Source organism: Flavobacterium piscis, assembly GCF_031457575.1.
Lineage (GTDB): Bacteria > Bacteroidota > Bacteroidia > Flavobacteriales > Flavobacteriaceae > Flavobacterium > Flavobacterium piscis_A.
This window is the reverse complement of the sequence record NZ_JAVDWQ010000003.1, coordinates 1-24841: the sequence shown is the minus strand read 5'-3', so window position 1 is coordinate 24841 and position 24841 is coordinate 1. Positions and strand designations below refer to the sequence as shown.

The following is a 24841-nucleotide window of genomic DNA, read 5'->3' as shown; positions in this document are numbered from 1 at the left end:
AAAATTAATTTCCGAAATTATAACGGAGTGTAAACCCTGATCGAATATTAGTTAACGGAAATGACGTGGAAATAACCGCTTTTGAAAATGAATGATCGTAATAAAATATGGCTGTCAGATTTTTACTAAAAGAGTAATCAGCTGTAAGTTTTACAGACCAGATATTTTGCCCTGCAGCTAATTGGTTGTTGTCATAATCAAGATAACGAACCAATGTCTGGTTATTTCGGTATGAAAAATCTGTTTTAATATTAATGTCACTTTTTATGATTCCGGTAGGGTTATCAGCTAAACTTGACGAAAAAATAACATCTTTGAAACGATATCCTAGTCCTACCACATATTCAAGCCCTTTTACTTCCGTCAACAGATTATTATCAAAACTCATAGATAAAGCCCTGTCCTTTTTAACCTCTGTAAGTACCCTAAGCGATCCTTTCAACTCAAAATCCATTCGGATAAGTGGACTAAACTGTTCTACCAAATTCACATTTGACATAATTGTCTTATTGTAAAAATTGTTATTTACATCCTGTCCGTCCGGATTTTCATTATAATCAAAATTAGACCTGAACTGATTTATGGTGTAAGAAGCACGGTAATTATGCTGTAATGAAAACCGTTTAAACCTGTCTTTAAAATATTTGTAACGCATCAGTCCATTATATTTCACACTCCAATTTGGAATTGGGAAACTTTTAAAAATACCTGTTGAGGCATCAGAGGCATCACCACCGGAATACGCTGCTAAAAAAGAAGGGAGCAAAACTGCCTGATTGCTTTTTCCGTACCCTATTGGATAACCATCGTTTGAAATAATTCTTTTTCTTTCTGCATTATTTGGATTGGCTACATCCCCTAAATCTGCACTAGGATTTTCTGCCGGAAGTGAAGAGGCATCGTACCTTGGGATTACTGCGCCGTAACGCTCCTCAGCAAGGCGATTGGCAATAACCAGCCTGTTTTCTCTAAAATCATCAAAAGCGGCAGATACATTTTCATCACTTGCAGAAAATGCTGTTTTGATTAATACTGTGGAGATTGAGAACATTCCATACGTATACGGAGATAAAGACTGATATCCAGTAATCGGATCCGCATTATACTGTTCTGAATAATTTTCAGAATAAGATCTGTCCATATTCAAATCAATTTTAAAATCAGGAAATAAGTCAATATTGGCAGTCATCTTGAGTATCTTGTTATTTACCTGAGTGAAATTTTGATTAAAATTATCATAAGTCGTCAGCCAGCCATTTTTCGCAGCTTCATAACGCACATCATCCTGACTACCAAAAACAAATCCTAATGAAGGTCTTGATGTCCCTAAAAAACCAACACTTGGCGTATATCCAGGCAAAACTGTACCGCTGTTTTCAGTATAATTGATCTGAATATTTTTTACACTAGTCAAAACTCCAATCATAGCGTCAAAAAATGGTCTGTTTTTAGGTGCCGTATTATTGGTATTAACTATTTTTTCACCAGGTTTTGGTGGGCCGGCTGGTTTAGGTTTAGCAGCTGATTTAGAACCAGGCGTTAAACCTAAATATTTATAGAGCAAATTCATATTAAACGTTGTGCTTAATGTATTTGAATTGGCGTTTTGTATCGTGTTTCCTAAGTTATATTCTACACCTCCAATATCAATATTATCAAAAGCAGACGAGGAACGCTGCCAGTTATAATCGGCCGTATAAGAATAATTTGCCTTAACGAAACTAAAAATTGGCAATTTATTAATTGGAATATCATAGTTTAAAACTAATTGCTGCGTATGCTGATTAGGTGTTCCAATATCAAAATAATCATCCCAAATATTAAAATCTTCTTTTGGGGAATTATCATCATTCAGGAAATTTTTCACAATATTATTTGAAGCCGCTGTATAATTCAATTTTAAGGATTTTGTCAAATTAAACCCAAAGCCGTATTGATAATTATAAGCAAAGTTCCTTCTGTAAAGAGCGTCAAGGCCAATTCCAGGAACATCCTGAACCTGTCTGAACTGCTGACGATTGCTCTGTCTTAAGATATTTGTATTAAAGGAAATATTGGAGGGCAGGTAATTAAAATTAAAATCGCTCAGCAACTTCCAATAATTGCTTTTTTTCATGAATTTGGTTTGCTTGAACGGCACCACTTCTTTTGGCTGAAAGGTGTAAGCATAGTTTACAGTTGAACTGGATTGCTCATCTTCATAATCCTCAATTTCATAATCATGACGTTCTACCTGATTATATGATTGTGAAAAAGTGAAATTTTCAACATCATACACATGTGGTTTTTGTTCCTGAGCCCTGTCTTTTCGAACACCGATAAAATTTATACTTCTTCGTTTAGTATAATCTATCGCTCTGTTTTTGTAGTTGTCCTTTATTTCTTTGTCTGTGGTTTCATCCAGTAATTGCTTCAATTTGATATCCTCATTAAACGGATCATATTCAGGCGTGATTATTTCCTCTCCAATAGCATAATTAAAAGGTAAATTGATTCCCCATTTTTGAGGCAGTAATTTCCCTAAATTCAAATTTGTTACAATGTTATATTGCTGAATATCCTCTCTGTCCCTTTCATTTGCCCCTTGTTCAAGCGAACCAAAACCAATCGTGCTTTTTCGTCCAGTGGCTGAAAAAGTTGCAAAATCAGCCATATTGGTATCAACATTTAATATCGCAGCCATACCACCTTTGTTTTCCATATCGGCCAACCGAAGTTCGTTAAACCAAACTTCTCCTTTTACTTTTTTAGTATCTGAATTACTTTTAATACCCACCATTAGATTTCGAACCAAACCAAAATTAGGATTACCTTTTATACCTAAGATCATTTTATTATCTCCATCACCTCCAATAACATCAGGATCATTATCCGGATAATAAACCCCATTACTATCCCTTTTATCGGAATCGACTGGAATAGACATCGCTTTGATTTTCATCTTAGTCAATAAATCCAGGATTAAATTCATTTCGTTATCCTCAGGCCAGACCTGATCAGGATTTACAGCACAAGATCCGCCGGTTTGAGTTACCTTTAAAGGAATTTCAACCTGATAAAAATTCTGAGTAAAGTCATTTCCAAAACGAATAAAACCGATCATTTCATCATCTCCTAATTCCGTTTCATCTTTTAATGATTCAGCATGCAGAAACATTTTAAGCTTTTTATACTGACGCATATCAAGGCTTACATTTTTAAAAACAGCCCTTGAATCAAAATATTCTAAACCGCCGCCTGAAACTCTTAACGCTAATGACTGTTCGTTTTGATTGATTATAGTGTTATTATTATATAATTGCTCTCTTTGAACCCCTGGCGGAATAACATAATTGACTGGGCATTTTGTGTTATTCTCCTGAAGATTTACAGCCAATACATCAAAATCTGTCCCGTCATCTTTCGGATTCGTATCTGTTATATCAAGACTGCTTTCATATCTTCTCCACTCACCTCTTACCAGATCCAAAGCGCCAAAACGTACCGTTACCTCTTCACTAAATCCTGTCATAAACATTCGCATAAAACGGATTGATCTAAAATCAGAAATATTTCCGATTACATTTTGTGGTTGTGAAACCGGTATTTTAAACTGAATCCATCTTGCTGTTGTAGTTCCTCCATTTGGTAATTCTACATTATTTACTTCCCTTATATCGGTAATATAATTTTGCCCTACCTTCATACCGGATTCCATATTAACGCTATACTCATAATATGCATTAATGGTATTCATTGTATTATCACGATTGATATCCTCAACATCCGGTAAGGTGGAAGATCCTCTGTTGGGATCATTTATATCAACAGCAGAATTACCATCAACACCATTATATTTTTTATAGCGCTCCTTAACTCCTCCTGAAGTATTTAGATAAAAGGTATAATCATCTGCAGCCGGATCTGGTTCTGAAGCATAATTTGTATAAACCGCACCTTCTTTACTATTTGGCAAACCATCGAGCCCAACATCCTGATTAGCTCTGTTTTGCGCGTTTGTATCAAATGCATAAATTAATGACTGAGAGGCAGGGACATCTCCCCAAAGAGGCTGAGGCGTTACTAATATCTGATCAGGACCAAGGCCGTTTTCGTATTGTTTTCTGCCATCCTTTAAAATATCTTCTGAAATTTCACCTAAGTTAAAATAAATCTTTCCTGTATTTGATGTTTGTGCAGCTCCGTTTCCTACGTAAGGATCGAGCACCCAAAACTGGATATACTCCACATTACTCTGCTCAAAATTGGTTGAATTTAAACCACGCATAATTCCACCGAAATTAGTAGTTCCCGGTTCTGTGCTAAAATTAGGATTGTTATTATACGGCCCTCTTTCAGATGGATAATAACTCAAATCCAGAGTGTTTACAATCTGTAATTGCCCTTGCGCAATATCAGTATTCGGGTACAATTCCTTGCTGTAAATCCTTCTGGTTGTATTTAAAGACAAATCATCATTTGAAATTCCTGATGGCTTTTGAGTATAAAAAACAGGATCAATGGTATACCAAGCCATTTTTGCTCTTTTAAATCCATAGTCCAGACTATTTGATGCTGCCCCAAAAGTATTATCATTGACTGAATTAATAAAGGGTGTTGAAGCCAGGCTCCACGCATAAGCTGATCGCATATCGATAGTAGATTGAGAACCTTCAAAGTCGTCAACATAAATAGTAGCTTCTCCCTGAAAATTGCTTGCTTTTGGCGCATCAGGTTTCAGAAAAGCGACTTCTCCCCTTATTGAAAGATTAGAAGGAACATCGGTATCAATATTAGGCAGCTTATTAACCAGTCTGGTAAAAAATGGGATCTCGGTTGAATAATTTCCATTAAAACCAAAAATAGTATTGTTTACTGATTCCTGTCCATAACTCGATTTTTGAGTAAAAGGCCTTTCTGTCATTTTTAAATAAGTACCGCCAACTATAAAATTATCTGATATTTTATGTTCTACGTTTAACCCCATAAATCTTCTGGTTTGCTGTCCAAAAACCGAATTGTTTTCCAGTGAAACTTCTATAGGTGTATTCGAAGCCTGCAAAGACGGATCTAAAATCTGTACCCTTCCTAATTGATAATCGACACTATAATCAATCCCTTCAACCAACACCCTTCCGGCTGCAGTTACTACTACAGAGCCCTGAGGAACATTGAAAGCACCGATAGGAATACCATCGCTTCCTGTAGATTTGTATTTTCCTCTCAATAAGAATTTATTTTTATCGCTATCCTGTAAAGCACCTGACTGTGTGTTTCGATACATGTTTCTAAACACATATTTTCTTTGATTAGGATTATATGTCGTAGGATCATTATAATTTTCTCCCATTCCTGAATTTTCCAGTTTATCAAATAGCAGTTCTCCAAAAGGTTCTTTTGTTGTAAAAATAATTCTTCCGTTCTGGGCATCAAAAGTTATCCCCTGTAAATAATCAAAAAAACCATCACCCCCTACTTGCGGATCATTATTGTAATTTAATTTATCCAGATTAAACACTTTCAATAATGGCGTATCTGCTACTCTGTTTTCTACAGTAGGATTAGAAGGAAAATTGCTCCCGATTACCGGTGTAATATAATTTATTGGCGAAGGATCCGTGTAAAGAATATTAAACCTGAAATCGTCTTGTTTAATTTGATAGGCTCCCGGTATCTGATAAATATTTTTCATCATCAGATTCCACACCGGATTCTGAATATTTGTTAAACTGCTTTTCAGCATTTTCAAAATCAAACTCTGGGTAATAACCGCCTGATTATTACTGCCGCTACTTCCGGTAACTACAGTAGCGTCTATACCGTCACTACCAAATTCACCTACATGATAAACCTGATCCCCAACGGTATATTCATATGAAACCGCTAAGATTTCATCGTTGGCCAAACGCTGCTGCAGGGAAATATAACCTAATTGGGGATGATAAGTAAATTCATTCGCCGTTAATTTTCGGGCATTTTCAAGTACTGAATAATCAGTCCCTTCATTTACATTAGGATTATTGAAACCGGATTTTGCGCTAACAATTTCCCTGATATTAGAATTTAAAAAACCTCCATTATTAATTAAAGTCGGATTGTATTGATTATTAGTGTTGTCTGTGGGAGAATCCTGAGGCTTATTAAAAAAAGTTGCGGAAGGATTAACAACAACTACTTCAGAATCCGTAAGTCCTGTTAATCTTGCTTCTCCTAAATCCTGAAGCGCAATAATGTTTCTTAGATTATTGCTTGTAGTGCTAACCCGGTTTTGTTTATTAGTAACCCAAACCTCGATTCTAGTAATCTGAACCCGGCTATCAATAAAAGGATAATTTCGTAATGAAGCATCATATTTGTTTCGAAAATATTGCGATAAAAAGAAGTGCCTGTCATTGTCATAATCCAATGCAAATAATTCAAAATTCTGGATGGTTCCGCCACCTTCGGCAACTACACTTTTTGTTTGCGATTTTTGTTCAGAAAAAACTCCGGTCACTGTTGTTTTTCCAAATTGCAATTGTGTTTTTACCCCAAATAAACTCTGTGCACCACGAATCAAAGTACTGTTTAAAGGCATACTAACATTACCCACTTCGACTTTTTGAATAATATCATCTTCGGTAGGTGTGTAAGCAAGTTTAAACAGGTTTTGAAAAGCAAATGTAGATTGAGTATCGTAATTAGCATTTACCTCTAATCTGGTACCTACTTTACCCATTAAACTCATGCTGATTCTCTGATCAAAATCAAAAGTCAGGCTCGATCTGTTTCTTGGAGAAAATGATGGGTTATCTTGTTTAGAATAACGCAAACCTAAATCCATCTCAACAGAACCTGTAGGTTTTACATCAATTGTATTACTACCAAATATAGATTCAAAGAAACCTGAATTAATGTAGTATCGGGGAAGTAAATCCTTTTTAGCTTCCTCGCTTCCTTCTTTTTTACCATCTAAAGCATTCATTTTTTGCTTGAAATAATCTCTTCTGGATTCTTTCAGAAGTAAATCTTCGTATTCTTTAGGTGTTAAAATGATAGGATAATCAATAGAGAAACCATCAACAGATTTTGTATAGATATATCTGTCTGTAACAGGATCATATTTATAAGCTGAGAGTATGCTTGGCGGATTTTCGATTTCCATTTTACCAACGGAGAATCCTGTTTTCACTGTATCCTGAATTGTTTGGTTTACCTGTCCACGCAATACGCTGCCACAGAATAAAACAAGTAAAAAAAGTAAAATTTTACGCATACAATTCAAGTGTCTTATAATAATTTATAGAGTTTTTAAAGCTTTTTTGATAATAGTTTCTACGGTTGCTTCCGGGTCTTCTTTCACAATTTTTTCAACTGCTTTTTCAGAGGTTTTTCTAATAAAACCTAAAACTTCTAAAGCAGATAACGCTTCATCTCGATTTGTATTGTTTTGAACTACAGAAACTTCATCCAAATCGTATAATTTTAATACTTTTTCTTTTAAATCAAGTATTACCCTTTGTGCTGTTTTATTCCCAATTCCTTTGATAGACTGAATAACAGCGACATCTCCGGAAGCAATTGCATTAATAATTTGCCTTGGTTCAATAGAAGACAGCATCGTTCTGGCTATATTGGCTCCGATTCCTGAAACAGACAATAACATTCTGAATATTTCTCTTTCAGATTTTTCTGCAAAACCATATAAAGTATGCGCATCTTCCTTGATTAGAAGATGCGTATATAATTTTATAAAATCTGTATTTGGAATCAGCGAAAAAGTATGTAAAGAGATATTTACCTGATATCCAACCCCCCCACAATCAATCACAACATCTGTTGGATTTTTCTCAACTAGTTTGCCTTGCAAATGTGCTATCATAGTATAATTTATGGTGTCAAATATAACAAAATTAAGACAATATTAACAGTACTAATTACTATGTACTAATTCATTAATTTATTCTTCTTATTTTCTTTTTCCTGTGCATCGATAACGGCTATTGCTGCCATATTGACCATTTCTTCTACACTGGCTCCCAATTGAAAAATATGAACAGGTTTACCCATCCCTAACATAATTGGACCAATAGAATTGACTTTATATAATTCTTTTAACAATTTATAAGTAATATTTGCCGACTCCAGATTAGGAAAAATCAGTGTATTTACTTTTTTGCCTGCTAATTTGGAGAAAGGAAATTTCTCCTGAAGCATTTCCGGATTTAAAGCAAAATCGGCCTGGATTTCTCCATCAACAATCATTTCAGGATGATTTTTGTGTAAATATGCCACTGCTTCTCTTACTTTTGAAGCATTTTGATGGGTTGATGAACCAAAATTTGAATACGAAACCATTGCGATTACTGGCTCGATACCAAACATTTTAGCTGTCTTAGCTGTCATAATTGCAATATTTACTAAATCTTCTGAAGTTGGATTAATATTGATAGCAGTATCTGATAAAAACATTGGTCCGCGTGACGTAAGCATCATGTTGGCGGTTGCAACAAGTGAAGCTCCCTGCGCTTTGTCGATTAACTGCAACATTGGCTTTAATACACTTGGATAACTTCTTGAGTAGCCTGTTACCAAAGCATCAGCCTCACCTTTATTGACCATCATTGCCGCAAAATAATTTCTTTCGCGCATAAATTTTTGTGAATCAAGCAATGAAACTCCTCTGCGCTCTCTGGTTTCCCAATATGAAGTTGCAAATCTGTTACGTCTTGCTTCTTCTTCATTTGTTTTTGGATCGATGATTTCAAGTTCGGCATCAAAACCCAGTTCCGCTTTTAATTCTAAAATTATCTCTTTATTTCCTAATAAAATTGGTAGACCAATTCCATCTTCATGAACAATTTGTGCTGCTTTTAATACATTTAATTGATCTGCTTCAGCAAAAACAATTCGTTTAGGATCTAATTTAGCACGATTCGTAATCAAACGTACCATTTTATTATCGTTCCCCATACGTTCACGAAGAACATCTTCATAAGCTGCCCAATCTGTAATAGGATTTTTTGCTACTCCGGATTCCATTGCAGCCCGTGCAACTGCAGGCGCTACAATAGTAATCAATCGGGGATCAAATGGTTTAGGAATAATATATTCCTGACCAAAACCTAATTTTGTTGCACCGTAAGCTACATTAACCTGTTCTGGAACAGATTCTTTAGCCAATGAAGCCAAGGCTTTAACAGCTGCCATTTTCATTGCCTCATTAATTTTTGTAGCTCTAACATCCAGCGCTCCTCTAAATATATATGGAAAACCTAAAACATTATTTACCTGATTAGGAAAATCGGAACGTCCTGTAGCCATGATAACATCTTTACGCGTTTCAACAGCTAAATTATAATCGATTTCCGGATTCGGATTTGCCATTGCAAAAACGATAGGATTATCGGCCATTGTCAATAACATTTCTGCAGACAGAATATCTCCTGAAGATAATCCTATAAAGACATCTGCTCCTTTTACAGCTTCTACTAAATCAATTTTTGCACCATCTACAGCATACTTCAATTGCAATTCTGACAGTGAAGGGTTATCTTTTGTTAAAAGTCCTTTACTATTGAACATTAAAACGTTCTCAACTTTAACACCTAACAAAACATATAAATCAGTACAAGCTATCGCCGCAGAACCTGCACCAGAAACTACCATTTTTATATCTTCTGGCTTTTTCCCCGCTAATTCAAGCGCATTGATTAAAGCTGCAGAAGAAATGATTGCTGTTCCATGCTGATCATCGTGCATGACCGGAATATCTAATTCTTCTACCAGTCTTCTTTCGATTTCGAAAGATTCCGGCGCCTTAATGTCTTCCAGATTAATTCCGCCAAAAGTTGGGGCAATATTTTTTACCGTCTGAATAAATTCTTCTACGTCTTTTGTTCCTATTTCAATATCAAAAACATCAATGTCCGAGAAAATTTTAAACAACAGTCCTTTTCCCTCCATTACTGGTTTTGATGCTTCAGGACCAATATCTCCAAGCCCAAGAACTGCAGTTCCGTTAGAGATTACGGCAACTAAATTCCCTTTAGCTGTATATTTATAAACATCTTCAATATTTTTTTCGATTTCTAAACAAGGCTCGGCAACACCTGGTGAATAAGCCAAAGATAAGTCTCTTTGGGTTGCATATTTTTTAGTTGGAACTACTTGAATTTTCCCAGGAGTTGGTTCTGAGTGATATAATAATGCTTCTCTTCTTTTACTGTCTTTATTCATTCGTTTTCGCTTTTTTATTTTGCCCTACAAAGATATAAGACTTGTCTTAAAACAGGATGTTTTATTTTATTCTTTTCCTAAAGATATCTTTGGTAAGAGCATAAAAAAATAGCCCAATAAATTTTTGGGCTATTTTTCAGCATTTTGTTTTTTTGTTTTTTTATTGTGAAATATAAGAATTTAAATAGTTGATGGTCTCTTTTTGAATATCGATAATGGCTTTAACTACATCACTAATCGAAATGATTCCTACTACTAATTCATCTTCTAAGACAGGCAGATGCCTGATTCTTTTCGTACTCATAAGCTCCATGCAAGCTTCTAAATTATCTGAAAGCTTTACAGTAAAAACAGTACTTTCCATGATTTCATGAACAAAAGTCTCTTTTGATGATTTATCCTTTAAAACTATTTTTCGGGCATAATCCCTTTCAGACAATATTCCTTTCAAATTGTTATTATCAATAACCAGGATAGCTCCTATGTTTTTTTCTCCCATTACTTTCAAAGCTTCATAAACTGTTGTAGCCGAAGTTATGGAATAAACATTTCTTCCTTTTGTGTTTAGTATTTGATTTACAGTCATATGTGAAAAATTTTAGGACTATAAAGTTAAAAAAAAAGGAATACAAAAAACAACGGCCAATAAGTTTTAACTTCTAAGAATCTCATTTTTAATATAATAAGCTGTTTTTCATAATTTAAAAATATTCCAACAATGAAAGAATGATTTCTACTGTTTTTTTTATGAATAACACAACCTTTTCGTCAAACAAAAAGACTTTTTCAAATTTAAAAAGCCTTTTTATCTGGTTAGTTACATGCTTATAATTATAAATTCACTTCGCCTGTTAAGCTGATGTTCTTCCTCGCTACATTTAATATCATCAGAGCACTGATTTACAAGTTGGGTTTCTCCATATCCTTTTCCTGTTAATCGATTTGAAGCTATTCCATTTTCAATTAGCCATTTTATGGTAGATTTTGCTCTTTTGTCAGACAAAATCTGGTTGTATTGAGCAGTTTGCCTGCTATCTGTATGCGAACGGATATCTAATTTAAGATCAGGATATTGATTTAATATTTCAACTATTTTTTCTAACTGAAAAGCAGATTCCTTTTTTATAGTTGCTTTATCCAGATCAAAATAAATAATTGGGATTTCAAGCACTTTAGCCAAATCTGTTCCCACTTCAATTGGTTTAATTCTTTTTTCTAATTGAACCGGTAGTGTAGTTTTTCCTGATAATTTATTAACAGTAATCGGAATTTCCTTAGTTTCATAATCCACTTTAGAAGCTCTTACATAATATTTTTTTCCACAATTAACATCCGAAAAAATATAACTTCCTTTTGAATCTGACAGAACTTCTGCTATGGATTTAAATTGTTCGTCAAGCAAAACTATTTTTGAACCTGCCAGTATTTCACCAGTTCCCAAATCGGAAACGATTCCTGTTAACTCTTGCTTGCATATCAGTTTTTTTATTTCTTTAAATCTGTAAATATCATCAAGACCATGTCCATTTTCTCTATTCGAAGAGAAAAAGCCATTTCTGGTTTCGCTGTTAATTATAAAAGCAAAATCATCTTGCTTTGTATTTATTGGTTCTCCAACATTTTGAACTTCCTCAAAATTAAGATCAGAATTTATTTTTGAAACAAATACATCCAGACCGCCCAGGCCTGGCCGCCCGTCGCTTGCAAAAAACAACTCGTTATCGCCTGATATGTAAGGAAAGGTTTCTCTTCCTTCGGTATTTATTTCAGAGCCTAAATTTTCAGGTTTTCCAAAAGTACCATCTTCATTTATACTAACTTTAAACAAATCAGACTGTCCGAAAGCTCCCGGCATATCTGATGCAAAATATAAGGTTTTTTCATCAGGGCTTAAAGCCGGATGTGCTACACTAAACTCATCACTATTAAAAGGAAGTTCCGTTATATTTTGCCATTTTTCATCAACTAAAATCGCTTTGTAAAGCTTAAGCAGTGTTACTTTTTTTGTATCACTTTGTCTTTTACCATCCAAAAAATTATTTCTGGTAAAATACATTGTTTTACCATCCCGGGTAAAAACAGGTGTCGATTCGTTAAATTTTGAATTGATATTCTTTTGAAAGCGTTCAGGTGCTCCTACGCTTCCGTCCGGCATCAAAACTGCACTATATAAATTCGTAAAAGATTTATTGGTCCATTTGAAAGTTTTTTTGGAAACTCCCCCTGTATCCCGTGCTGAGGCAAAAACTAATTTATCATTTAAAATAGTACTCCCGTAATCTGACAAAACCGAATTTATGCCGGCATCTGCAATTTCGAAACGATTTGAATTTGCTTTAATTACCTCTAAGTAATTTTTATTGCTTTCAAATAATATTCCACGCTTATCCGTGCTTACTTTTTTATTGAATTCCTCCAATATTTTATCTGCCTTTTCATAGTTGCCATCTGCTTTAAGGCATTGTGCATATCTATAAAAATATTCCGGCTCCTGTTCTGCGTTCATAGCAAAAAGCTGATCATACCATTTTGCTGCTTTTGTCAATTCTCCATTAAAATAATAGGCATTTCCAAGACGCTGAAACATTTTTTCGTCTTTATATCCCTTTTCTGCTACCTTTTCATATACAGCAACAGCATCGATATAAGCATATTTATCGTATTTTTCATCTGCTTTTATAAGATTTGATTTTTGAGCAATTGCTGTCAAAACAAATAATGATAATAAAGCAGTAAATCCTGTTTTTTTAACTTTCATAACATTCGGATATTAAAAGAATCTTGGTGAAGTAATTCTACTGTAACTATTAAACAACTCAAAACGCAGGAAAATCTCGTGAGATCCTGAATTATATTTTTGGAGCCTTGTCGTTTCATGATCATAAGCGTATCCGATATACAATCCTTCGGAAACCTGAAATCCTGCCATCGCACTTACTGATGCGTCCCAACGATATCCAAGCCCTAAAACAAATTTTTCATCAAACATAAAATTACCCGAAACATCTACCTGCAATGGTGCTCCTTGTACTAATTTGGTTAGTAATGCCGGTTTAAACTGAATTGACGGGTTTATATCAAAAACATAACCTGCAATAAAATAATAATTAATCTTTTCTTTAAAAATAGCAACTTGATCATCATCATATCGGTCACTCTCTATAAAATTAGGAATAGACAAACCAACATAGGCTTTATCCGAATGTAAATAAATACCCGCACCAATATTTGGAGAAAATTTTCCGTCTAAATTTTGAAATTGTTTATCTCCCTGATCCTTTATATCCAATTTGTCCATATCAATATTAAATAAATTGGCGGTTCCTTTGATTCCAAAAGAAAGTTTAACCGTTTCTGAAGCAGGGACAGTATAGGACAAATCTGCTGAAAATGTATTTTCAACTGTGGGCCCGATTTTATCATTTACAATCGATACTCCTAACCCTAAATGATTACCATTTAAAGGTGTATTAACCGAAAATGCATTTGTTCTTGGAGCACCTTTTAAACCAATCCATTGTGAACGATGCAAGCCAAAAATACTCAACATTCCCCGCGATCCTGCATATGCCGGATTAACCGTAATCGTGTTATACATATATTGCGTATACTGCGAGTCTTGTTGCGCAAAACCTATAGCAGAAAAAAACATGAAAACTAAAACTAACTTTTTCATTTAATTATTTTTATTTAAATGACTTGCCATATAAAAAATAGCAAGCCATTTATTTATTAATTACTTAGATATAAATAACCAGATGATTCATGCTGTTTAGCATCACTATCTTTATACTTCAAAATATAGAAATAAGTTCCAACAGGTAAACCATCCGATGTTTTAATTGTTGTACGGCCTTCGGATATTCCTTTGAAAGCATTATTTATATTATCATAATGGTCTTTTTCGAATACTAAAACACCCCAACGATTATAAATTTCTACCGTGTTATCCGGATAACATTCGATACCTCGAATATAGAACTCATCATTATCACCATCACCATTAGGAGAAACTGCATTAAATACTTTAATAGCACAGCCCTCAATACTTATCACTGTTGGATTATCTTCAAGATTATTCAGATTATCTGATTTATCCTCTACAACCACTCCTTTTACAATACTACTACCTGTCACAATAGCCTGATTGGTAACACTTCCTTTATTTATATCCGATTGTAAAAGAGTATATGTTGCTGTAAATGTATGCTCATCAGATTCGTTTACGGCCAAACTAATTGGTTGTCCTGAAACTACGATTCCCGGTAAAGGATCTGTAATCGTTATTCCGGATAATGGAACATTACCTGTATTGGTTACTTTAAAATTATACGTAATTGTCTCTCCTGCATTTGCATAGTCACTATTATCTGCATCATTGAAAGTTGCCGTTTTGATAATTGCAATTGCGGGTACTTCTACAAAAACATTTAATGTTGCCGTACTACAGTTTAACAGGTCTGCTTTTTCACAAATCTGATATGTAAATGTGTACTCTCCTCCGGGAGTATTTGGTTTTACACTCACTGTACCATCTGAATTAAATTCGAAATAAGGGCTTGTTGGGTATGAAATAACCACATCTGATGAATTTACCGGTAATCCGTTCAACAAATCATTATCTAAAATATTAATAAACTCCAATGATCCATTAATTCCATCAACTGTTGCCAAACCATCATTAGTAGCAAGAATATCATTATCTACAACAACTGTAGCGATTCGTGATTCTACAGCACAAATTCTATTACTTTGCGAAACCAAATCTCTATACTTGTAACCATTCATTCCTGTAGTTGCTCCAGTAACAATTAAAGTTCCTGTTGTAACTCCTGAATATGGGGCTCCATTTGTTATATTAGTCCAAGTAGTAGCATTATCTGTACTTATTTGCCATTGGTGTTGCGTTGTACCTGATCCTGCCGTAGTCACAGTTGTCGTAAATGTTGCATTCCCACCTGCGTTTGTAGTTTGATCTGCTGGCGTGGAAGAATTTAATATACTTGCTGTACCAACGCTTATTGCATTTGTATAAGTTCCAGTATATGGAGCAGCAACTGGACCAATTACTTTTCCTGTAGCATCTACAGTTGATACCCCCACACCATAAACACCACCATCTCCTCCATCGGCTGTACTAGAATTATAATATTCATTGGCATCTGAGCAACCATCTCCATCTGAATCTAAATCTAAATAATTCGGAGTCCCATCGCCATCAAAATCCGTACATGAATTTACAGATACTGAAACTAAAAGCACATCATCGTCATTAATATTATCTGTAGGATTTCCTGTTAAATGAGAATCAAAGAAAAATGATACCGCACCAGATGAAGGTGTATCTACTGGTATAGACAATTGAAGATTTTGGATAGGCACTGAGGCTCCCGTTCTATTATCATGAGGGATGGGACTAACTAAATTTCCAGTAGCACCATTTAAATATGTTATTGTAGCAGTAGTCGAAGAAGTTGATGTTGCTTCTCTTACCGTTTCAATTCTGGCATAGTCAAAACCATTATATCCAATTGTAAACTGAATATTATCTGAATTTAAAACAGGCGAATCTGTCTTAGAAATAAACGAAACATTAATTATTTTTTTTCCATTTACATCTGAATAAAAATTAGTGATATTTTGTGAAAATGTTTGAGCACTATTATTATTTTCAAATTGAATTCCATTGATATCTGCGTATAATGTACCACCACTCAGCGTCCAATTTGAAACAGAACTAATATTTACACCATTACCTTCATCAGTAAAACTGGTATTCGTAATTCGTTGAGAAGAATTACACTCATCCGTATCAAGAACACCATCATTATCATCATCTAAATCAGAACTATCCAGAACCCCATCATTATCATTATCAGGAGGTGAAGTATCTGCTGGACAAGTAATATTAGTAGCTGTACAAGTTCCCAATTTTTCTAATGGAAAGTCGTCAATATAATAATTATTACCTATATTATCACTAATCCTTAATACAATTTTTACATCAGAACTTGAACATCCCGCAGGAATTTTAAAATCATAACTAAATTGAGTCCAGTAATTATCTTCTGTCCCAATCCAAGGAAATGTATGCGTATTTAACAAGGTACCAGAGGTAACATCCAGAGCTTCAAAAGTAATTGTAGAGCTGGCGACTACAAAATGCGTCCCAAAGGTAAGTCTATAACAACTATCTTTTTCTAAATGCACAGAACGATTATAAAACCTACCAAGTATACCCCCTCCATCATTGGCAGTACCTGCAGGACTCCCAAAAGTATAAGATCCTGAAGGCACATAGGGAGACGTTTGACGAACAGTAGTTTTTCCAAAATTCTCATTAAAAATTATCTGTGCATCTGCTTTTGTTAAAAAAAGAACAAAAAACAAATATAAAAAGAACCCTTTTTTCAGAATATTATTAAAAAAAAGAAATGAAATGTTTTTTTGCAGTAAAATTTTTTTCATAAATAGAAATATAAAATGGACAATTATTTAAAGTAACCTTATGCTATTAATTGTTAAAAACAAAATCTAAAATACCCCAGTCCACATCTTGTTTCAAAATGGCAAATTGAAATTGGGGAGGCGAGTAAAAATGTACCTCAACTATCAAACGATTAGCTATCTGATCCGTTGGTAAAGCATTCATCAGGGTATTTGTTTTTTCAGTATCTGTTGACGGGCCTGAGTGGTAATTGCTCCTCCCCAGCTGGTTTCCCTATCAGGGCTTTCAAGTGTATTGCCAAGATTCCAGCCAACCTTCATCTGGCTGGAAATCTGTTGGGCTGTCGGCAACTGGGCTCTGACTGGTGTGGACAATAAAAGCCCACACATAATAATTGCAAAATAAAGTCCGCTCATAAATGATCGGAACGATAAAACAAATGGTTTTCTCACAATAGATTGTGGTTATATAGTTAATAAATGTAAAGTTCAAAAAATGTTGATGACTCTTATCGCTTCAGGCTTCTTTAAATATGAATCCAAAAAACCTGAAGATAAAAGCCTTCCTTATTTACTCCAAATCAGCTTTGCGGCAGACTCAGTATTCTCTTCCCGACTAGTGCTATGGTGGTTGCTGGCACTATCATCGCATAATATAATGTCAGTTGTTTATGTTTTTTTATTCGGTTGATAAATTGAAGGTTACAAAAACACAGAGGACAGCTTGGTGATTATGTACTCACCTATTTATATATATATAAATATTATTTTCTTTTAAATAAATTTAAAAACACCTGAAGACAGCAAATGCAATAATCGAAAAAATTCCCTTTCCATTCCTTACGAAGAGTAAGTAATCCGCGATGCAAAAGATTCTTTGCCGATTGATAATTAACATCTAACATTTCTGCTACCTGTTCTACACTCAATCCTTGGTTATACCTTAAAAACAAAGCCCCCTTTTGACGTGGAGGCAAATCGTTTAATAATTTATTGAGATGCAAAACACGTTCAGCAGTTGCTTCATCAGCTATAAGTTCATGCTCCACAGAAAAATCAAAAAGAAATTCAATTGAATCTGTAGTTGTAGTTTTTCTAAAAATATGGTCCCGTTCGTACAAACGTGCAATTCTCTTTCGTACACTTGACAATAAATATGCCTTTACCACTATCTGGTTCCTGCAAAGATTCACGATATAACCAAACATCTGCAAATACGTCCTGGACACAATCCTGAACTCTTTCAATAAAACGACAAAATGAGTTTCCGTAATTAAATCACCATAATACTTTTCAAAAGTAAAGAAAATGACTTTTCATCACCTGTTTATCTATATTGTTGTTTTGAGTTGGAATGGCATTTACTGTTATTTCGTTTATTGAAAAATTAGTTTTGAACTACAGTTCTGAGTTAACTAAAAAGGCTAAATAGGCAAACAAATGTTATACAAATTATGAATATATATTAGTCTTATTTTATTTAAAAAAATAACTAAATCCACAAAGACTCATAATAAATTCTTTTGTGATTAAAGTCTCTACTATTTGGTCTAGGTTTATTTTAAGTTCTTCCATTGTTTTATAAATTTGATTTGTTGTTTTTCGTTTCATATTTAGCCAAACTAATTCAGCTGGATTTAACTCTGGAGAGTAAGGAGGAAAAAAAAGCAAGGCTATATTTTCTGGTATCACTAATGATTTTCCCTTATGGAACGCTCCGTTGTCTAAAACAATGACTTTAAATTCCTCAGGTTTCTTTTTTTTGAAAATTCATTTAAGAATATTTGAAAATTATCACCATTACAATAAGGTAACTCCATCACTAAACTATCACCATTATAGGGTGAAAAAGCCCCAAAAATATAAGTTGACTTAAATACATTTTGGTAAGCACAAATTGGCTTAACTCCTTTTGCCGTTAGAGATTTTCCGTTTCTGGTGAATAATCCAAACCGACTTTCATCCTGAACATAAAGATTAAAGAATGAAAAATCTGCGGAGGCATTTTTTAAAACAGATTCAAGAATTAAAGGGAAGTTTTTTTTAAACTATCTACAGCAAGTTCATTTTTATTCACATGACTTTTACGGGCAACTTTTATTTTGGCACCAAAATGTCTTTTTACATAACTATTTATTGTTTGATAGTTAACGCCTTCCGGCATGTAATTCTCGGTTATCCACTGAATTAAATCAATATATGAGGTAAAAGCATCTTTAGGAGAATGCAAACGGCTTTCTATTGCCTGGTGCAGTTCAGCACTAATTATAGATGGTTTAAAACCGATTCTACCATGCGAGAGTAAACCTTCAAGTCCATTTTTAGAATAGGAAGTTCTCCATTTTTGAGCAGTGTTATGATTAATTTTTAAAATTTTAGAGAGAGCGTCTTTACTTAATAATATTTCACTCCTTTTTAAAACCAATAACATTTGTATTCGGTTTTTTAAATGAACTGGTTGTTTTCTCATTAACAACTTAAGTTCTTGTTCACTTTCTTTTACCAGTATAAGTTTTGCTTTTGCCATAATCAAATATATAATTTATATTTATAAATAAGTCTAATTTAAAACAAAAAAACAGCCTGATTAAATCAGGCTATTTTACAATCATAATTGGTATAATATAAAAGAAAAAGACGGTTTCGGAAATTAATATATTTGACCAAATAAAAAGGCTTTTTTAAAGATGTATTTAAATTTACATATTTGTTATAATAAATTCACTTCGCCTGTTAAGCTGATGTTCTTCCTCGCTACATTTAATATCATCAGAGCACTGATTTACAAGTTGGGTTTCTCCATATCCTTTTCCTGTTAATCGATTTGAAGCTATTCCATTTTCAATTAGCCATTTTATGGTAGATTTTGCTCTTTTGTCAGACAAAATCTGGTTGTATTGAGCAGTTTGCCTGCTATCTGTATGCGAACGGATATCTAATTTAAGATCAGGATATTGATTTAATATTTCAACTATTTTTTCTAACTGAAAAGCAGATTCCTTTTTTATAGTTGCTTTATCCAGATCAAAATAAATAATTGGGATTTCAAGCACTTTAGCCAAATCTGTTCCTACCGTAATTGGTTTGATTCTCCTTTCTAATTGTATTATTAAAATTGTTTCCCCGGATACGTTTTCAACATTTACCTGACCTTCATTCGTTTCATAATCAGTTTTTGAAACTCTGACATAGTATTTTTTATCACAATTCACATCAGAAAAGCTGTAATTCCCTTTTAAATCTGAAGTCAGTTCAGCTATTACCTGAAATTGTTCATCAAGTAAAACTACTTTTGAGTCTGCAAGTAGTTCACCCGTTTTTGAATCAGAAACAGTTCCTGACAGCAATTGTTTACATGGCAGTTTTTTCGTTTCGGTAAACCTGTAAATATCATCAAGACCTTTTCCGTTTTCCCTGTTTGATGAGAAAAAACCATTTCTGTTTTTGGTATTAATTACAAAAGCAAAATCATCCTGTTTTGTATTAATTGGCTCTCCAACATTTTGTACCTCTCCAAAACTTAAATCTGAATTTATTTTTGAAACAAATATATCTAACCCCCCTAAACCAGGTCGGCCATCGCTCGCAAAATATAATTCGTTGTCACCAGATATAAAAGGAAATGTTTCTCTTCCTTCCGTATTAATGGCTGTTCCTAAATTTTCAGGCTGACCAAAAGTTCCATCCTCATTTATATTTACTTTAAACAAATCAGATTGTCCTAAAGTCCCGGGCATATCTGATGCAAAATACAATGTTTTTTCATCAGTACTTAAAGTGGGATGTGCTACACTATATTGGTTACTGTTAAATGGAAGTTCTGTGATACCCTGCCATTTTTTATTTACAAAAGTCGCTTTATACAACTTTAGCAGTGTTATTCTTTTATCATCTTTTCCTCTTTTACCATCTATAAAATTGTTTCTGGTAAAATACATTGTTTTACCGTCCTGGGTAAAAACGGGTGTTGATTCATTAAACTTAGAATTGATATTCTTTTGAAAACGTTCCGGTTTTCCAACAGTTCCATCTGGTAGTAAGGCTGCTGTGTATAAATTAGTGAACGATTTATTAGTCCATTTGAAAGTATTTTTAACAACGCCTCCTGTATCACGTGCCGATGCAAAAACTATTTTATCATTCAAGATTGTACTGCCATAATCTGACATCGTTGAATTTATTCCTGCATCTGTAACCTCAAAACGATTTGAATTTGCTTTTATGTCTTCTAGATAATTTTTGTTGCTTTCAAATAATATTCCACGTTTGTCAGTAGTTCTCTTTTGATTGAATTTCTCAAGCATTTCATCCGCTTTTTTATAATTCCCCGCAGATTTAAGACATTGTGCATAACGGTAAAAATATTCTGGTTCTTGTTCTGTATTTAACACAAAAAGCTGATCATACCATTTTACTGCTTTTGTCAACTCTGCATTAAAATAATAAGCATTGCCTAACCGTTGAAACATTTTTTCATCCTTATAACCTTTTTCTGCTACTTTTTCATATACCTGAATAGCATCGACAAACTCATATTTGTCGTATTTTTTGTCTGCATTTGTGATTTTGTTTTTTTGCCCTTTAGCAGTCAAAACCAGCATCAACAATAAAGCAGTATAACCTGATTTTTTAATTTTCATACTATTAAATATTAGAAGAATCTTGGTGAAGTAATTCTACTGTAACTATTAAACAATTCAAAACGCAGAAAAACCTCATGAGAACCTGAGTTGTATTTTTGTAACCTTGTTGTTTCATGATCATATCCATAACCAATATACAATCCTTCGGTAATCTGAAATCCTGCCATAGCACTTATCGAAGCGCTCCAGCGATATCCTAATCCTAAAACAAATTTGTCATTAAACATAAAATTTCCTGAGACATCCACCTGTAATGGCGCACCTTCAACCAATTTAGTTAATATTGCCGGTTTAAATTTGATGTATTCCAAACGATCTAAATTAAATACATAACCTGCTATAAAGTAATAGTTGATTTTTTCTTTAAAAATAGCGACTTCATCATTATCGTATCGATTAGTTTCGATAAAATTAGGGACAGACAAACCTATATATGCTTTATCAGAATGCCAATAAACACCTGCTCCTATGTTTGGAGAAAATTTCCCGTCTGCATTTTGAAATTGAGGGTCCTGATCTTTTATCTCTAATTTGTTAATATCGATATTAAACAAATTAGCAGTTGCTTTTATTCCGAATGAAAGTTTAAAAGTTTCAGAAGTTCGAATAGTATAGGACAAATCTGTAGAAATAGTAGTTTCATTAGTTGGCCCAATTCTATCATTTACAATAGAAACCCCTAATCCTAAACTTTCACCATTTAAAGGGGTATTCACAGATATTGCATTAGTTGTAGGTGCCCCATCAAGACCAACCCATTGCGTACGATGCAAACCAAAAATACTCATAACGCCACGGGACCCGGCATAAGCTGGATTGACATTTATAGTGTTATACATATATTGCGTATACTGTGCGTCTTGTTGAGCAAAACCTATAGCAGTAAAAAACACAAAAACTAAAACTATCTTTTTCATTTTATCATTTTTATTAGATGACTTACTGCAAAAACAGTAAATCATCTATTTAATTTAATTGCTTAGATATAAATATCCTGCTGATTCATGCTGTTTTGCATCACTATCTTTATATTTTAAAATGTAAAAATAAGTTCCTACAGGTAATTTTTCTGATTGTTTAATTGTTGTTCTACCTTCTGATATCCCTTTGAAAGTTCCGTTAACATTATCATAATCGTCTTTTGCAAATACCAGAACACCCCAACGATTATAAATTTCGACAGTATTGTCAGGATAGCATTCAATACCCCGAATATTAAACTCGTCATTTAGTCCATCATTATTAGGAGAGACTGCATTAAATGCTTTGATAACACAACCTGATATTCCTAAAACCGTTGGATTATCTTCAATATTATTTTGGTTATCTGATTTATCTTCCACAACAACACCCATTGCACTTTGTCCTGTTACAACAGCCTGATTACTTACACTTCCTTTATTAATATCGTTTTGTGAAATAATGTACAAAGCCGTAAAAGTATTATTATCAGTTTCACCAGCCTGTAAATTAATGGACTGTCCTGAAACAACAACCCCTGGTAAATTATCCGTAACCGTTACTCCATATAAGGGAACATTTCCTGTATTTGTAATCGTAAAATTATAGGTAATCGTTTCACCTGCATTTGCATATCCACTATTGTCCTCGTCATTAAATGTTGCCGTTTTAATAATTGCAATTGCCGGAACTTCAACAAAAACATTTAATGTTGCTGAATCACAATTGGATGGATCATTTTTTTCACAAATCTGATATGTAAATGTGTAATCTCCTCCGGGAGTATTTGGCTTTACACTCACTGTACCATCCTGATTAAATTCAAAATAAGGGTTCGTTGGGACAATATAGATATTTACGTCAGCTGGATTAATCGCTATTCCATCTAATAAATCATTATCTAAAATATTAATAAAATCTAATGATCCGTTAATTCCATCTATTGCCACCAAACCATCATTTACAGCCAAAATTACTGGGTTGCTGACCACCACTGTAGCGGTAGCATCATCACAATTGGACGGTACGGCCCCGCTCACACACAACTGGTACACAATACTATAAGTGCCCGATACGGTGTTTGCCGCTAAAGTCAATACTCCGTTGGCATCAATACTAAGCGGACCTGTCGTAATTGGCGTTACATCGGTGTTTGATCCGGCAACTGCTAGTCCGTTCAGGGTGTCATTGTCTGTTACATTCCCAACTGTAACAGGGCTTGCAGCGGTGGTTTGGGTTGCAAAGGTGTTATCGTCTTCAGCACATACTTTAGAATTAATAACAACACTTGAACTTACAGAACTACAACCATTCATAGTTGCTATTAAATTATAAGTACCTACTTCTGCAACTACAATTCCTGTTGTTGTGTCGAGTGTAGCCCCTATAGGAGTAATATTATAAATATTGGCAACATCATAATTTGATATTGTAAAACTTCCTGTAGTAATATTACAAGTTGGCTGTATTACAGAACTTATTATCGGATCAGCAGGTACCACAGGAGTCGCATTGACAGGTCCCGAAGTAGCCATAGCCGATGTACACAATGAAACAGCATCCCTGGCCACAACGGTATGGGTTCCGGCAGTTACATCAAAAGTTCCATCAGGCAGAACTGCAAAAACGCCACCGTCTACAGAATATTGGATTGTATTAGTATAGTTGTCAATAGTAAGCGTTCCCGAAACACCGCAAGTCGGCTGGGCAATTGATAGTGTTGGATCAGCAGGCACCACAGGCGTTGCATTGATTGAAGCTGAAGTAGCCATAGCCGATGTACACAATGAAACAGCATCCCTGGCCACAACGGTATGGGTTCCGGCAGTTACATCAAAAGTTCCAGCAGGCAGTACAGCAAAAGCACCACCGTCTACAGAATACTCAGTCGCTGCATTATAATTGGTAATGGTAAGCGTTCCAGAAACACCGCAAGTTGGCTGGGCAATTGATAGTGTTGGATCAGCAGGCACCACAGGCGTTGCATTGACAGATCCCGAAGTAGCCGTAGCCGAAGTACACAAGGAAACAGCATCCCTGGCCACAACGGTATGGGTTCCGGCAGCTGCATCAAAAGTTCCAGCAGGCAGTACAGCAAAAACGCCACCGTCTACAGAATATTGGATTGTATTAGTATAGTTGTCAATAGTAAGCGTTCCCGAAACACCGCAAGTTGGCTGGGCAATTGATAGTGTTGGATCAGCAGGTATCACAGGGGTCGCATTGACAGGTCCCGAAGTAGCCGTGGCCGAAGTACACAACGAAACAGCATCCCTGGCCACAACAGTATGGGTTCCGGCAGTTACAGCAAAAGTTCCAGCAGGCAGTACAGCAAAAGCACCACCGTCTACAGAATATTGGGTTGTATTAGTATAGTTGTCAATAGTAAGCGTTCCCGAAACACCGCAAGTTGGCTGGGCAATTGTCAGTGTTGGATCAGCAGGTACCACAGGGGTCGCATTGACAGATCCTGAAGTAGCCGTGGCCGAAGTACACAATGAAACAGCATCCCTGGCCACAACGGTATGGGTTCCGGCAGTTACATCAAAAGTAGCCGAAGCCAATGGAGCAAAAGCGCCACCGTCTACAGCATA

Annotated in this window: 13 protein-coding genes; all 13 read right to left on the bottom strand. The window is 34.7% G+C overall.

Going from position 1 to position 24841, the window contains the following annotated elements; translation table 11 throughout:
• Positions 1 to 4: 4 nt before the first annotated feature.
• Positions 5 to 7234 carry a T9SS outer membrane translocon Sov/SprA gene (gene sov / locus J2W48_RS05440; protein ID WP_310279183.1) on the bottom strand — a complete coding sequence of 2410 codons (7230 nt, stop codon included), beginning with the start codon at positions 7232 to 7234 and terminating at the stop codon, positions 5 to 7.
• A gap of 24 nt (positions 7235 to 7258) precedes the next feature.
• The gene (gene ruvA, locus J2W48_RS05435; RefSeq protein WP_310279181.1) at positions 7259 to 7840 is read right to left on the bottom strand and encodes a Holliday junction branch migration protein RuvA; all 582 of its coding nucleotides are present in this window, start codon (positions 7838 to 7840) and stop codon (positions 7259 to 7261) included.
• A gap of 65 nt (positions 7841 to 7905) precedes the next feature.
• Positions 7906 to 10197 carry an NADP-dependent malic enzyme gene (locus J2W48_RS05430; protein WP_310279178.1) on the bottom strand — a complete coding sequence of 764 codons (2292 nt, stop codon included), beginning with the start codon at positions 10195 to 10197 and terminating at the stop codon, positions 7906 to 7908.
• A gap of 160 nt (positions 10198 to 10357) precedes the next feature.
• Positions 10358 to 10783 (bottom strand): CBS domain-containing protein, encoded by a 426-nt coding sequence (locus J2W48_RS05425; protein WP_310279176.1) that lies wholly within the window; start codon positions 10781 to 10783, stop codon positions 10358 to 10360.
• Between the two features lie 231 nt (positions 10784 to 11014).
• The gene (locus J2W48_RS05420; RefSeq protein WP_310279175.1) at positions 11015 to 12955 is read right to left on the bottom strand and encodes an OmpA family protein; all 1941 of its coding nucleotides are present in this window, start codon (positions 12953 to 12955) and stop codon (positions 11015 to 11017) included.
• A gap of 12 nt (positions 12956 to 12967) precedes the next feature.
• Positions 12968 to 13873: a PorP/SprF family type IX secretion system membrane protein gene (locus J2W48_RS05415; RefSeq protein WP_310279174.1), complete on the bottom strand. Its 906-nt coding sequence runs from the start codon at positions 13871 to 13873 to the stop codon at positions 12968 to 12970.
• A gap of 56 nt (positions 13874 to 13929) precedes the next feature.
• Positions 13930 to 16665: a T9SS type B sorting domain-containing protein gene (locus J2W48_RS05410; protein WP_310279172.1), complete on the bottom strand. Its 2736-nt coding sequence runs from the start codon at positions 16663 to 16665 to the stop codon at positions 13930 to 13932.
• A 743-nt stretch (positions 16666 to 17408) separates the two neighbouring features.
• A complete protein-coding gene (locus J2W48_RS05405; RefSeq protein ID WP_310279170.1) occupies positions 17409 to 17891 on the bottom strand; it encodes an RNA polymerase sigma factor in 483 nt (160 codons plus the stop codon).
• 229 nt (positions 17892 to 18120) lie between these two features.
• A complete protein-coding gene (locus J2W48_RS23065; RefSeq protein ID WP_409025168.1) occupies positions 18121 to 18414 on the bottom strand; it encodes a transposase in 294 nt (97 codons plus the stop codon).
• Positions 18415 to 18670: 256 nt separating this feature from the next.
• Positions 18671 to 19171, bottom strand: coding sequence for a helix-turn-helix domain-containing protein (locus J2W48_RS05400; protein ID WP_310279169.1), 501 nt, complete (start codon positions 19169 to 19171; stop codon positions 18671 to 18673).
• A 172-nt stretch (positions 19172 to 19343) separates the two neighbouring features.
• A complete protein-coding gene (locus J2W48_RS05395) occupies positions 19344 to 21284 on the bottom strand; it encodes an OmpA family protein (protein WP_310279167.1) in 1941 nt (646 codons plus the stop codon).
• A gap of 11 nt (positions 21285 to 21295) precedes the next feature.
• Positions 21296 to 22204 carry a PorP/SprF family type IX secretion system membrane protein gene (locus J2W48_RS05390; RefSeq protein ID WP_310279165.1) on the bottom strand — a complete coding sequence of 303 codons (909 nt, stop codon included), beginning with the start codon at positions 22202 to 22204 and terminating at the stop codon, positions 21296 to 21298.
• A gap of 54 nt (positions 22205 to 22258) precedes the next feature.
• On the bottom strand, positions 22259 to 24841 hold a 2583-nt coding region (locus J2W48_RS05385), incomplete at its 5' end, for a gliding motility-associated C-terminal domain-containing protein (protein ID WP_310279163.1).

What these genes read in the sequence shown, in the direction of transcription:
- sov (WP_310279183.1), bottom strand. Translation starts at nt 7,234, where the DNA reads ATGCGTAAAATTTTACTTTTTTTACTTGTTTTATTCTGTGGCAGCGTA.
- ruvA (WP_310279181.1), bottom strand. Translation starts at nt 7,840, where the DNA reads ATGATAGCACATTTGCAAGGCAAACTAGTTGAGAAAAATCCAACAGAT.
- J2W48_RS05430 (WP_310279178.1), bottom strand. Translation starts at nt 10,197, where the DNA reads ATGAATAAAGACAGTAAAAGAAGAGAAGCATTATTATATCACTCAGAA.
- J2W48_RS05425 (WP_310279176.1), bottom strand. Translation starts at nt 10,783, where the DNA reads ATGACTGTAAATCAAATACTAAACACAAAAGGAAGAAATGTTTATTCC.
- J2W48_RS05420 (WP_310279175.1), bottom strand. Translation starts at nt 12,955, where the DNA reads ATGAAAGTTAAAAAAACAGGATTTACTGCTTTATTATCATTATTTGTT.
- J2W48_RS05415 (WP_310279174.1), bottom strand. Translation starts at nt 13,873, where the DNA reads ATGAAAAAGTTAGTTTTAGTTTTCATGTTTTTTTCTGCTATAGGTTTT.
- J2W48_RS05410 (WP_310279172.1), bottom strand. Translation starts at nt 16,665, where the DNA reads ATGAAAAAAATTTTACTGCAAAAAAACATTTCATTTCTTTTTTTTAAT.
- J2W48_RS05400 (WP_310279169.1), bottom strand. Translation starts at nt 19,171, where the DNA reads ATGGCAAAAGCAAAACTTATACTGGTAAAAGAAAGTGAACAAGAACTT.
- J2W48_RS05395 (WP_310279167.1), bottom strand. Translation starts at nt 21,284, where the DNA reads ATGAAAATTAAAAAATCAGGTTATACTGCTTTATTGTTGATGCTGGTT.
- J2W48_RS05390 (WP_310279165.1), bottom strand. Translation starts at nt 22,204, where the DNA reads ATGAAAAAGATAGTTTTAGTTTTTGTGTTTTTTACTGCTATAGGTTTT.